The sequence below is a fragment of the Sphingobacterium tabacisoli genome (genome assembly GCF_017908035.1).
Lineage (GTDB): Bacteria > Bacteroidota > Bacteroidia > Sphingobacteriales > Sphingobacteriaceae > Sphingobacterium > Sphingobacterium tabacisoli.
Genome location: NZ_JAEQMU010000001.1, coordinates 2,059,422 through 2,072,673, shown reverse-complemented (window position 1 = coordinate 2,072,673; position 13,252 = coordinate 2,059,422). Strand labels below are relative to the sequence as shown.

At 36.8% G+C, this 13,252-nt stretch carries 12 protein-coding genes; 6 read left to right on the top strand and 6 right to left on the bottom strand.

Annotated features, from left to right (window positions below; genetic code table 11):
- Positions 1-201: 201 nt before the first annotated feature.
- The 5 genes from purN to JKG64_RS08785 form a co-directional block, all read right to left on the bottom strand.
- The gene (gene purN, locus JKG64_RS08805; RefSeq protein WP_210353921.1) at positions 202-777 is read right to left on the bottom strand and encodes a phosphoribosylglycinamide formyltransferase; all 576 of its coding nucleotides are present in this window, start codon (positions 775-777) and stop codon (positions 202-204) included.
- Between the two features lie 131 nt (positions 778-908).
- Positions 909-2,150: a serine hydrolase domain-containing protein gene (locus JKG64_RS08800; RefSeq protein WP_210353920.1), complete on the bottom strand. Its 1,242-nt coding sequence runs from the start codon at positions 2,148-2,150 to the stop codon at positions 909-911.
- A 220-nt stretch (positions 2,151-2,370) separates the two neighbouring features.
- The gene (locus JKG64_RS08795; protein WP_210353919.1) at positions 2,371-3,108 is read right to left on the bottom strand and encodes a LytR/AlgR family response regulator transcription factor; all 738 of its coding nucleotides are present in this window, start codon (positions 3,106-3,108) and stop codon (positions 2,371-2,373) included.
- Positions 3,101-4,147: a sensor histidine kinase gene (locus JKG64_RS08790; protein ID WP_210353918.1), complete on the bottom strand. Its 1,047-nt coding sequence runs from the start codon at positions 4,145-4,147 to the stop codon at positions 3,101-3,103. Before JKG64_RS08790 ends, JKG64_RS08795 begins: the two co-directional genes overlap by 8 nt.
- A gap of 9 nt (positions 4,148-4,156) precedes the next feature.
- Entirely contained in the window at positions 4,157-5,044 is an 888-nt protein-coding gene (locus tag JKG64_RS08785) for a LiaF transmembrane domain-containing protein (protein WP_210353917.1), read from the bottom strand.
- 252 nt (positions 5,045-5,296) lie between these two features.
- Here JKG64_RS08785 and JKG64_RS08780 point away from each other — a divergent pair, with 252 nt between their 5' ends.
- The 5 genes from JKG64_RS08780 to rseP all read left to right on the top strand — a co-directional run bounded on the left by JKG64_RS08780 (position 5,297) and on the right by rseP (position 11,439).
- On the top strand, positions 5,297-5,635 hold the full coding sequence (locus JKG64_RS08780; RefSeq protein WP_133584876.1) for a DUF3276 family protein: 339 nt from the start codon (positions 5,297-5,299) through the stop codon (positions 5,633-5,635).
- 196 nt (positions 5,636-5,831) lie between these two features.
- Positions 5,832-7,958 carry a S9 family peptidase gene (locus JKG64_RS08775; protein ID WP_210353916.1) on the top strand — a complete coding sequence of 709 codons (2,127 nt, stop codon included), beginning with the start codon at positions 5,832-5,834 and terminating at the stop codon, positions 7,956-7,958.
- Between the two features lie 195 nt (positions 7,959-8,153).
- Positions 8,154-8,945, top strand: coding sequence for a hypothetical protein (locus JKG64_RS08770; protein WP_210353915.1), 792 nt, complete (start codon positions 8,154-8,156; stop codon positions 8,943-8,945).
- 12 nt (positions 8,946-8,957) lie between these two features.
- Positions 8,958-10,121, top strand: coding sequence for a 1-deoxy-D-xylulose-5-phosphate reductoisomerase (locus tag JKG64_RS08765; protein WP_210353914.1), 1,164 nt, complete (start codon positions 8,958-8,960; stop codon positions 10,119-10,121).
- 10 nt (positions 10,122-10,131) lie between these two features.
- Complete coding sequence (gene rseP / locus JKG64_RS08760; protein WP_210353913.1) at positions 10,132-11,439, top strand: RIP metalloprotease RseP; 1,308 nt, start codon at positions 10,132-10,134, stop codon at positions 11,437-11,439.
- Positions 11,440-11,491: 52 nt separating this feature from the next.
- Here rseP and JKG64_RS08755 read toward each other — a convergent pair whose 3' ends face one another.
- A complete protein-coding gene (locus JKG64_RS08755; protein WP_210353912.1) occupies positions 11,492-12,379 on the bottom strand; it encodes a LysR family transcriptional regulator in 888 nt (295 codons plus the stop codon).
- A 75-nt stretch (positions 12,380-12,454) separates the two neighbouring features.
- Here JKG64_RS08755 and JKG64_RS08750 point away from each other — a divergent pair, with 75 nt between their 5' ends.
- Complete coding sequence (locus JKG64_RS08750; RefSeq protein ID WP_210353911.1) at positions 12,455-13,171, top strand: class I SAM-dependent methyltransferase; 717 nt, start codon at positions 12,455-12,457, stop codon at positions 13,169-13,171.
- Positions 13,172-13,252 lie beyond the last annotated feature (81 nt).

The following is a 13,252-nucleotide window of genomic DNA, read 5'->3' as shown; positions in this document are numbered from 1 at the left end:
ATTTGTTGATTTTAAAAAGACAACAGAAAGATTTAATTTGAAGTGGCAAATGTACAAAATTAAGTATTTATTCCCTATTGCTATTGGTTAATTAAATAGGAAAAGTATTTGTTAGGAAAACCGTGCTAAATTGAGGGGGTGAAAAAAAATAAGAGCTTCTATCTCTTGATTAGAAGCTCTTATGAGCGTATGAGACTAGGCCTAATTGTACTTTTTGATTAGGCCCTCAATGATTTTTGGATAGTGTTGGTGTTCAAGTTGCTGCCCATTGAATTTTAATACTTCCAAAGTATCTCCTTTTTCAACTCGGAAGCGCCCTTGGTAAATAACCTCTCCTTCATCGAAATTTTCGTTTACGAAGTGAATTGTAATTCCATGTTCATCGTCTCCAGCAGCCAATACCGCTTTGTGCACTCGGTCACCGTACATTCCCTTGCCTCCATGTTTTGGCAATAGGCTAGGGTGTATATTGATGATTTTATTCGGAAATGCACTTAATAAGTTCGACGGCACAAGCCAAAGAAAGCCAGCAAGAACGACCAAATCTATTTCTAGCCTTTTTAGCAAAGAAACAACTTCGTCGGTTTGATAAAAGTCATGTCTGTCGAACACATGTGAGGGGATTTCAAAATTGTCAGCCCGTTGCAAAACGTAAGCCTCTGGATTGTTGCTTAATACTAAAGCTACTTCCGCATCATCAGAATATTTAAAGTGCTCCATAATCTTCTGTGCATTGGAACCTGAACCTGAAGCAAAAATTGCTATTCTTTTTTTCATGGAATGAATTATTCTTTAAAGTACTAAAGCAGTTATTGTGTGATACCTCAAACTTAACTAAAAATCTTGGTGTTTTCGAGTCTGCATTGAAAAAATAAACCTTTTACTGAATTTTCTCCTATCTAGATTGCTCACTTCTCTTCAATAACTTTACTTATTATTTGGGTGCTGATTTGGTCGACTGAAATTGCCGAATTTGAGAGTACAATAACAGCTGATTTATGATCAGGTACTAATGCAAGAAAAGAAGAACTTCCTCCTGTTCCTCCATTATGCCAGTATTCTACGACATCTCCTAGCATGTTCATATGCCAGGCTAACCCGATGTCAGTAGAAGGAGGGAGGTAGTATGTAAATTGTTTGGTCAATGCCATGGCATGTTCTAATCTGTTTTCAGGCATTTTGAACTGCGCTTGTACAAATTTCAGCATATCCGTTAAGGTCGATTTTAAACCTCCAGCTCCTACAAAAGCTTGCCATTGCCACATAGGGACCTCTGTTCCACTTTGGCTATATACCTTTGGGATAGTGATAGTCTGGTTTTTGGGATTTATTTTTTCTACGGTATTTAATAATCCTAAAGGACTTGTGATGATTTCGGAGACACACTGGCTATAAGTCTTCTTCGAAATAGATGCTATCAGCTCGCCAAGTAGGGCAAAGCCTGTGTTACTGTATTCGAAATTATTTCCTGGAGTATCCTTAAGTTCAACGTTTTTTAAATAGGAGAATAAGTCTTTACGACTATATTGCGCATAAGGATCGTTTGCTAAAAACTTTGGAATTTTATCTAGATTATCGGGTAGTCTAGGGAGACCAGAAGTGTGATTTGCTAAATCTTTAAAAGTTATTTTTTGCAAATATTGATTTTGAGCAAGAGAGTCGGGAAGGTATTTAGTGATACTGTCTTCCAATGTTATCAACTTTCGCTCGACTAGGTCGGCCAGAAGTGTAGCTGTAAATACCTTGGTGATAGAACCCAGCTCAAATAAAGTGTTCTCTTTCGGAATGGAAAGTGTATCCCCTTTTGTGGTTTCACCATAGTAGAAGGTATTTATTTTTCCTTTGTGAATCAGCCCTATTGCGAGCCCCTGGGCATTCTTTTGTTGTATATATGTTAGTGCCAAAGAGTCAATATACTCGTCCAAGAGGTTGTTTTTTTGTACTACAGATTTTACGTTTTCCTTTTTCTCAGTTAAAATCTCCTGGTCTTTGATCTGAAAAAAATCAAAATGAAATGTACTGTCCGTTTTTAAGAAAATGGCCCCCTTCTTTTTGCCTACTGTAATGTTATAGCCTGCAATTCCATTGTTGAAAGAAGCGGGTACAGCATCTTTTATCCGTCCAAAATTGTAGAAATACTGTAATGCCATCTCCAATTTCTGGAAGGGAACGTTTTGTTGAAACGCGGGCGAAGCCATAGCGTAAATAGAGTCAGTTTGCTGTGTATTGAAAAAAAACTCTATTCTATTGTAAACTTGTCTATTGTTTTTCTCATCGATAGATTGAGAAAAGCTGTTAAAACTATAAAATAATAGTACCAGTGAATATATGGCATATTTAATCATCTCACAAATCTACGAAATCAGTGAGTTATAATCCAATTGTTTGTTTCAGTCTAGCATATCCGGACTTACTAATGTTTACTTTATCTCCATTTAAAAGAATTCCCCTGTAGCTTTCTTTTTCCATCGGTTCAATTTTGGCTAATTGATCTACTTTGATGATAAATGATCGATGCACTCGGACAAATTGTTTTTGATCCAGTTGTTTTTCAAAAGAAGACATGGTTTTGTTCTTCAAAAACATTCCCTCTTTTGTATGGATTTTTACGTAATCATCATATGCCTCTAGGTAAATTACCTGTTGTACCGGAATTAATTTAATTTGGGTCCCATTTTTAACAACTATGCGTTCTAATACCTCTTCTTCGACTTCTTCTTGAAGATTCTTGATTGCCTTATGTGATTGCGACGTCCCATAGGCATTTCTGAACTTTTGAATAGCTAGTTTAAATCGATCTTCAGGTATGGGCTTTAAAAGATAATCGACAGCAGATTTTTCAAATGCTTTTATTGCGAATTCTTCAAAGGCTGTAGTAAATACGATATGTGGCAGTTCGTCAAGAATTTCCAGCATTTCGAAACCAGTGAGTTTGGGCATTTGAATATCTAAGAAAACGAGATCTGGGCGATATTGCTGAATAGCTTTGGCACCTTCGAAGCCATCGCCACATTCTGCGACTACTTCTATGTCTTCTTCATTCGCTAAATATCCTTGGACAATCATGCGTGCTAGTGGTTCGTCATCGATAATAATTGCTTTAATCATGTTGAGGTATTTTGATGGTTGCTGTAAATTGGTTTTCTTTTTTTCTTACACTTAATAAATCTGTCCGGCCATAGATTAAAAAAAGCCTTCGTTGTATACTGGTTAAGCCAAATCCTGTACCATTGGTGTTATAGAACTGGTCCGAATCAAAAGGGTTTGTGATTTCAATAGTCAACATGTGCAGTTCGATGCTTATATTGGTTTCTATAAGTACGTCTCCTGTCACATTGTATAAGCCATGTTTTATTGCATTTTCCATTAAAGGCTGTACAATCATACTAGGGACTTTAGCGGATAGAACCTCTTCCGAATAGTTAAACGTGGTATTTAGACGATGACCAAATCGTACTTTTTCGATTTCTAGATAGAGTTCTAGATGTTTTATCTCATCTGATAGTTGGATAAGTTGTTTATCATCCTTTCGTAAAGTACCTCTTAGAAAATCGGACAATTGAAACGTCATTTTTTTTGCTAAATCGGGTTTCACGGTAATCAATGCTATAATTGAATTCAAACTGTTGAACAAGAAATGGGGCTGTAACTGCTGTCTTAAATTATAAAGCTCTGCGTCACGTACTAGTTTTTCTGATTCCTCCTTTCGCTTTTTGTTCTCCGTGTATTCTTCCTGTATATTCCAGAAGATATTGATAATCATTACACACATTAGAAGGAGGAAGTTTATGATAAATCGATAGGGTAAACGCTGATAAAAATGATTAATTGAAGGAGTATCAAAAAAACGAAACAATGAAAATAATGAAATACCTAAGCTTAATGTTGTTAAGGTAATACAGATTACCGTAATTTTTAGGTATTTGTTCTTTTGAGGCGTGTAGAACTGCATGGAGCTAAATATCAGATAACAACATGCAGTAATAGATAGTGCGCCTATCGCTGGCTCGATAGGATTTACCTTAAGCGGGTGTACCTCCCACCAGAGTAGAAAATAAGAAACTAAAAAATAAACAACGAGGATCGTCAAGGTACTGACGTATATCAACGTTTTTTTTGATTTTAGTTTAAATATGGATGACGCCATTGCTATCTTTTAGCTATTTTTTATTGTTAAACTTCCAAAAATTGAAGTCCCAGTGATGAAGAGTTTTTTGTTTTCATCAAATATATGGTTGATGATTACGCGACGGTCATCACTCTCACTGAGTATGGATGATACAGAAGGAGATACCATCCAATGTGGGGGGACAATTATTTTTGTACTACCAAACAATTGAAAAACATCTATAACAATAGGTTGGTTGAGATCCGCCTGTAAGAGATTGATCTCTGTACTGCCAAAGATATTGGTCATCGTGCCTCCAAGAAAATTTTTAGACAGCACTATTTTTTTTGCACTTCCAAATATGGAGTCAATTTTTAAATAGTTCTCCGAATAATAGAAACCATTGCCTTTTGAACCATCGAATCTATCTTCTGGGCTATGATAGTCAAAATTTTTAGATTCTGTATGTGAAGATTGCCTTTGAGATCCTTGTTCAGGGATATCAATGACCCTTTTGTCCCAATCAAATTCGTTAGCATCTTCTCGGGGGGGATTTTTTGGACCTTGCATCGGAATTTCTGGAGCTTTACGATTTCTGTTGACGATGTATATTCCAAGTATGATAGCTATAGCCGGAATAAGTATCTTTCCAGGATTAAAGTTCATCATTTCTTTTAGTAGAAACACGGCTCCTATAGTTATTAAGACCAGGGACGATTTTTTTTGGAATTTAGAATTAACTCCAATGACGACTCCTATAATGATTAATATCATCTGCCACCCAAATATCCACCGTGGAAATAGGTGACCGAAATCTAAGTTTTTTAATAATAGAAAAAAACCAAACAATATAATTACTGTTCCTACCATAGTAGAACTCTTGTTATTATTTGGTGGAAGTACGGGTTTCTGTTGCATCTTCTCTCTTGTTTCCATTTTGAATTTTATTTATCCTACTCCAAAAGTAATCACTACGCATACTCCAACTGTAGTGATATTAGGTATATGATTTGCTCTATTCGGTAAAAGGCTGTATTTACTCGGTGAAAATAACACACTTCTTACTGGAATTGAAATATTGTGTGAAAAATAAATATTTTTTCAATAAAATTTGGATGTTTAAAATTAATTATTATATATTTATGGAATTAAAAAATAGGATTTAAACTTAAATACTTAACTAGACTAATGGGAGATTTTGAAAACAAAGAGCGTGAAGAAGTATTTTCAAAAAAGGTGAGAGCAGGAAAACGTACTTATTTTTTTGATGTAAAGGCTACGCGATCAAATGATTATTATGTGACTATCACTGAGAGCAAAAAGCGTTTTGAAGATGGTCAGTTTATCAAACACAAAATATTCTTATATAAAGAAGATTTTGAGAAATTTGCAGAAGGACTTACAGATGTGGTAGATTACATCAAATCAAACCAAGAAGTTGTTGAGAAGAGATATGAGCCTAGTCAGGATGAGTCTGCATATGAGAGTAATGAAGAATTGGTAGAAAGAGGCAACTATTCTTTCTAACTAATTGCTTTAAAGGTTAATAATGAGCCACTTTTATCGAAGTGGCTTTTTCCGTAATAAGTTGGCCGTTTTCTGGTGTAGCTTATTTAAGATACTAGGAGATTTAAGATACAAAGAGAGCTGAGGTGCCAATGAGGATAGGCATCTCATTTTACCTGTGTGAACTCATGTTCTTACAAATACAATACTATAATATATGAATAAAGTAATTAGCGGATTTCTTGTAGCATCATTTTTTGTACTTCAGCATTCTGCCAACGGGCAGGACAAAAAAATGAGTTTTGATGAGTCTTGGGGGAGAAGTTATACGGTTACCAAAGCAATAAATGGTTATGGGGGCTGGGCAGATAAAGATCATTATCTAGAAACAGACGCTTCGGACAGAAAAACGTATAAAGTGCATGTCAAATCCGGTAAACGTGAGCTTTATATTCCAATACCTACTAATGATGTTATGGTCTTTGTGAAAGACAAAGATATCTACATTAAATATGGACAAGAAGCGCAAAAAAAGGTAACCGATTCGCCAAATGAGGAAGAGCAAAATCCAACTTTGTCTCCCGATAAAAAGCATATTGCATTCACGAGAAATAGTAACTTATTTAGTGTAAATATAGCAACAGGAAAAGAAGTCCAGTATACAAATGATGGAACAGATGTAATTTATAATGGTTGGTCTTCTTGGGTGTATTACGAGGAGATATTAGGTCGACCTACAAACTATAAGGCATTTTGGTGGTCGCCGGATAGCAAGCAAATTGCTTTTATGCGATTTGATGATACTAAAGTGCCCATGTTTCCTATTTATGTTTCCAAAGGACAAAATGGTTATTTAGAAGAAACGAGGTATCCAAAAGCAGGTCAATATAATCCAGAAGTAAAAGTAGGGTTTGTAAAGGTGGAGGGAGCACCTGTAGTATGGGCTTCATTTAACGAAAAGGATGACCAGTACTTTGGGCAACCATATTGGAGTTTTGATAGTCAGTCTATCATGGTTCAATGGATGAATAGAGATCAGAACAATTTGAAGTTTTATGCTGTAGATCCTGAGACGGGAAGTAAGAAGGAAATCTATAATGAGGTACAACCTACTTGGATTAATCTAGACCACGATGAGCGTATCACTTACCTTGGAGACAACAAGCACTACATCTTAAAATCAGATAAGACTGGTTGGGCACATTATTATTTGTATACCCTAGATGGAAAACTATTGAATCCTATTACACAAGGAGATTGGCAGGTGAATACTTTAGCACATGTGGATGAAAAGGCCCAGATTGTATACTTTACAGCCCGCAAAGAGAATTCTGCTACTATGGATCTATACCGTGTAGACTATTCTGGTAAGAATCTTAAACGGCTTACGTTCGGGGATTTTACGCATAATACCATAATGTCTCCTGATGGAAAGTATTTTATTACGAATTATTCCAATGTTTATACTCCTAATAGGGTCGCTTTGATGGATAATCAAGGGAAGAAAATAAAAGAGTTAGCAGATTCTAAATCGGAAAATTTCAATAGTTATAAAGTTGGGAAAACCGAGTATTTTACCATAAAGTCCGATGATGGGAAGTTTGATCTTCCAATAATTGTTACTTATCCTGTTGATTTTGATGAGCAGAAAGAATATCCAGTTATTATGAGCATTTATGGTGGGCCAGACGCTGGAACTGTCAAAAATACATGGAAAGGGACTTCAAATCAATATTGGGCTAATGCTGGTATTATCCAGATAGCATGTGACCACAGGGCTTCAGGGCATTTTGGAAAACAGGGAGTAGCACTTATGCACCGGAATTTAGGACACTGGGAGTTAATCGACTATATCACTGTAGCCAAATGGCTAAAAGCTAAGTCCTGGGTTGCCAAGAATAAGTTGTTGATTACGGGACACAGCTATGGGGGATATATGACATGTTTAGCATTGACTAAAGGGGCCGATTATTTTGACTATGGTATCTCTGGTGCACCAGTGACCAGTTGGGAACTATATGACACTCATTATACGGAAAGATGGATGGATACCCCACAAGATAATCCGGAAGGGTATAAGAACGGTTCAATTTTGTCTTATGTAGATAAATATAAAGGAGGGCTGAGAATTATGCATGGAGATCTAGACGACAATGTACATATGCAGAATACAATACAATTGATAGATGCATTGACTGACCGTAGTGTGCCGTTCGAGTTTATGATTTATCCAGGTAGTCGACATGGATGGAATAGATCTAAGGTAGCGTACGATTTCAGAGAAAGAGCGCGTTTTTACTATCAATATCTATTGGAGAAACCCTTACCAAAAGAGTTTAACTAAATTTTGTAATACAGCTGGTGACCGTTATTTTAGACTGTCACCAGTTTTTGTATTATAACCATAAAGAAGGAGTAAGTCATTTGAAAAACAGGAACAAGTAGTTCGCCGATTTCTACAATCTTTGTCCTAATAAAGATTTATTTTCAATTGATGTAATCCAAAAAATATATCATCTTTGCAGTATTATCTGTTTGTATGTTAGAATTTTTAAAGGAAAGCACGTTTAAAGCAAATGAAGTGTTTTTCAGGGCCTTAAATATTTTGAAGAAACACTATATATCTGTGGCCGGATTGTGTTTTCTACTTTTTTTAACCAATAATTTGTCCACTTTCTTGGCCATGTATCTTAGTGATATCACTGGTAGTGCGATAAAGGTATTATTACTTATTGTTTTTGTTGTGCTCTTCTTTGGGCTACAATTAGTGCTTATCAAGAGAGCAATACTGTTGGCCAGTAATGTTGAGCACGCAGCGCTAAAAACTTACATTCCCTCACCTAAGCAATTTTTGAATTTTCTATTCGGATTGGTTCTCTATTCTATTTTGACTGGAGTTGTGTATTTGGGATGTTCAATTATATGTATGCCCTTGTTGTATATGGGGGTTCAGATGGAAACGATTCTATCAGAAATAAATCCAGCGTTGACGGGGGTATTTATGATGTTGATCTTGATTCGAATCTCTTTCTTTCCTTTCTTTATATTGGAGAAAAACCATAATATATTTAGGGCCGGCCGTCTGAGTGTGGCTTTTACTAAGGGAAATGTGGTGAATTTGTTCATGCTTATGCTCGTGTTAGCGTCTGCTTACATTTTACAGTTAACCTTCGAGTATTTTGATTACCCGCTTATGGCTAAAGTGTTAAGTGTACTTAATACGTTCATTATTATACCATCTGTAAGTTTGGTGATGGCTATTGCTTATGTCGATATGATGAAGGAATATAAGGGGAGTGATGACCCCGAATTGTTTAAAAATATAATTTAAGAAAGCGATAAGTTGGAGAAAAAGAATATTGCTATATTAGGATCAACAGGAAGTATTGGGACACAGGCCCTAGATGTTGTTCGGTCCTTTCCCGATAGATTCGAAGCTTCTGTGTTGACAGCAGCTAATAGTGTTGATATACTGATTGAGCAGGCTCTAGAGTTTAAACCTAAACTTGTTGTTATTCTAAATGAACAACATTTTAACACCGTGAAGTCGGCTTTAGCTACTATCAATTGTCAGGTTCTGGTAGGAGAAGAAGCGCTTATTGAAGCTGCTGAATTTGCGGATGTAGATATTGTGCTGAATGCGATAGTCGGATCGGCGGGGCTTAAACCAACAGTAGCAGCTATAAAGTCGGCCAAAGATATTGCATTAGCGAATAAAGAAACTCTTGTAATGGCAGGAGAATTGGTTATGGGGCTGGCACGTAAACATAATGTCAAGATATTGCCAGTTGACTCTGAGCATTCTGCTATATTCCAGTGCCTTGTTGGCGAGGATAATGCAATTGAAAAAATATATCTTACTGCCTCGGGAGGTCCTTTTAGAGGAAAGACGATTCAAGACCTCGCTGGAGTGACCCGTGAACAGGCACTTAAACATCCCAATTGGGCAATGGGTGCAAAAATTACAATAGACTCGGCTTCGTTGATGAATAAGGGGTTGGAAGTTATCGAAGCGAAATGGTTATTTGATCTTGATATCTCAAAGATTGATGTTGTTGTACATCCGCAATCGATAATCCACTCTATCGTGCAATTTGAAGACGGCTCTATGAAGGCGCAGATGGGGGCTCCAGATATGAGGGTACCTATTCAATATGCTTTGACATACCCCTCTCGTCTAAAAAATGAATTTAAGCGGTTTAATTTTTTAGAATATCCGGAGTTAACCTTTGAACGGCCTGATATGGATACTTTTAGAAATTTAGCCCTCGCTTATGATGCATTAAAAGTTGGAGGAAATAGATGTTGTATCCTTAATGCAGCTAATGAGGTAGTTGTTGAAGCTTTTTTAAATGATAAGGTGTCATTTTTAGGAATGTCTGATATTTTAGAGGAGACATTATGTCAGCTGAGTAATAGTGAAAGCCTAAGTTTGGACGATTATATCGCTTTTGATCAGGAAAGTCGACTTGTGGCACGGGATTTAATAAGTAAGTTGAGAAACTAATATTTTATAGATGGGAACATTGGTAATGATTGGACAGGTTGTTTTAGCACTGTCAATTTTAATTATATTACACGAACTAGGTCATTTTTTAGCTGCCAGAATGTTTGGTATCAAGGTTGAAAAGTTTTATTTATTTTTTGATGCCTGGGGAGTAAAGCTTTTTAAATTCAATTATAAAGGGTGTGAGTATGGTATTGGCTGGTTGCCGCTAGGAGGATATGTTAAGATTGCCGGGATGATTGATGAGTCGATGGACACGGAGCAGATGAAGGAAGAACCCAAGCCTTGGGAATTTCGTTCGAAACCAGCTTGGCAACGACTTATCGTTATGCTGGGCGGTATTATCGTTAACGTTATAGTAGGTATTGTGGCGTTTTGGATGATTACTTTCAAGTATGGCGAAGCCGATTTAGATAATACGAAATTGTATGGTGTAAAGCCTGGTATCATCGGCGAGAAAATAGGCTTGCAGGAAGGAGATAAGATCATAGGAGTCAATGGTAATAAAGCATACCTTTTTTTCAAGGATTTAATGACGTCTGATGTGCTGATGGGCGATGCTACATTGCAGGTGGAAAGAGCCGGAAAAGCGATGGATATTGTATTGCCAGCAACAATGTTGAATGATATCGCTGAGCATAAAAGAAACGAATTTGTAACCCCTCTATTTAAATTATTTCCAATAGATTCTATAGCTAAGGGGTCACGTGCTGAAAAAATGGGACTTTTGAAAGGGGATAGTATCATTGGTATCAATAGCGTGGCTGTAGCTCGACTGGATATTCTTCAAGAGGAGATTGCTAAGAATAAAGGCAAAGAAATAAAACTAGATATCATCCGCGGAGCGGATTCTTTACAGTTGATCGCCGCGGCTGATACTTCATCCATATTGGGATTTATTTCTTTAGTGCCTGAGGTGAGACGTACTTATGCTTTTGCAGAGTCGTTTCCAATAGGTGTTAACAAAGCTTTTTCTGTAATTACAGATAATATCAAGGGATTTGGTAAGATCTTTAAAGGAGAAGTCCGAGCAGACAAAGCTTTGTCTGGACCTGTAGGAATAGCTAAGATGTTTGGTAAAGAGGTGGATTGGATGCGTTTCTGGACACTCGTAGGTACATTATCTATGGCTCTTGCTTTCATGAATTTATTGCCTATACCGGCACTGGATGGTGGGCACGTGATTTTCTTGCTTGTAGAAATGGTACAGGGAAAGCCTTTAAGCGACAAGTTCTTGGAAACAGCACAGATGATTGGTTTCTTTATCTTAATTGCTCTGATGCTTTTTACATTCGGTAACGATATTTTGAAATGGTAAGTTCGTCTTAACATAACAATAGAAAAGCCTGTATTGATTAATACAGGCTTTTCTATTTAAACAGATTGTATATGAGTTCTGAGATCGTAATCAGTAGTTTGTTAGGATTGTCCGAGAGATAGGTCATTATAATTTGAGTTTTGATGTCTGTGGAAGTAGGGATATCTAAAAAATGTATATCGGATGCTATACCACACTGTTGAGCTGTTTTAGGTACTATGGCTATCCCTACGTCATACGCCACCAGTTCTAATATAGATTGCATCGTATTGCATTCGTGCATAACAATAGGAGTAAAGTTAAGTCTACTGCATATTTCTAGGAATTTTTGATGATATACGGGTGCATATTCACTATTGTAGGATATAAATGAAGACGTACGGAGATTTAAATCTCTTAAGTCATCATTGATTTTTTGTCCTCTAGAATTGGAAAGCGCTAGCACAAAGCCATCCTCATATAACGATTTTTGCGTAAACATGGGGCGGATTATCGGAGCTCTGACAATACCGAGATCAAGTTTGCCTTGCTCTAAGGCTGTTAGCTGTTTTTGAGATGAAGTCTCAAAAAGGTGGACTTGTAATAAGGGATATAGTTCCTTTATCTGTTTTAGCAGTTCTGATAGTCTTTGTTTCGAAATCGAGCTGATGTAGCCCAGATTAAATATACCACTTTCTGCAAGATGTATCTGTTGGCATTGCTGTTTGGCCTTCTCTAATCCGTTCAATAGCTGCTCGCATTCGCTAAGATAATGTTTTCCTGCCTCCGTCAAAGCGACTCTCTTGTTGTTTCTTGTTAAAAGCTTTACGGAGAGTTCTTCCTCCAGCTCTTTAATCTGTCGACTCAAAGGAGGTTGAGATATGAATAACCGCTTTGCGGCTCTGCCAAAGTGCAATTCTTCTGCCAATACTTTGAAATAGCGAAGATGTCTTATTTCCATGATACTTGTCGGGTATTAATAATTAACAAAAATAGTATTTTTAAGGTATTATGTACTTCTGTAGCTTTGAATAATATGAAAGCAAAATCTACACTTAAGGAAATTGAAGAGCGTTTCGACAACGATGTCGAACGTTTTTCCAAATTAGAAACAGGACAGCAGACCACATTGGATGCAACATTTAATATGAAGTTGTTTGGAGAAGGGATAGCAAAGGTTTATCCTGAATTAGGAAGTGTATTAGATATAGGTTGCGGAGCCGGGAATTATGATATCGAATTATTGTCTCACGTACATCCATTGGATATTACATTGGTTGACTTGAGCAAACCGATGCTTGATAAGGCCGAAGAGCGTATAACTGCTGTCAATGCAGGAGGAGAGGTAACGTGTGTGCAAGGAGATTTTAGGACCGTTCATCTAGAAGCTCAAAGTTTTGATGTTATCATCGCTACAGCAGTGTTACATCATCTTCGTGACGATGATGACTGGAAGAATGCTTTTGCTCGACTTTACAGTCTACTGAACGAAGGAGGTAGTATATGGATTTTTGATCTCGTAGAACAGGCAGAGCCTGCATTGCAAGACTTGATTTATCACGAAAAATACGGAGCGTATTTAAAGTCACTAAAAGATGAGGCATATCGAGACCACGTATTTAGATATATAGAAAAGGAGGATAGTCCAAGGTCACTTATGTATCAATTGGATCTGCTGAAAGAGGTTGGTTTTACAAAAGTTGATGTTTTGCATAAAAATCTGTGTTTTGCAAGCTTTGTCGCATTCAAATAAGAGGGAGATGAAGAGTGTTATTTTTTGTTAAGTTATTCGATCTCATTATACTTCCTATTTAAAAATGATTTAAATTGCTCT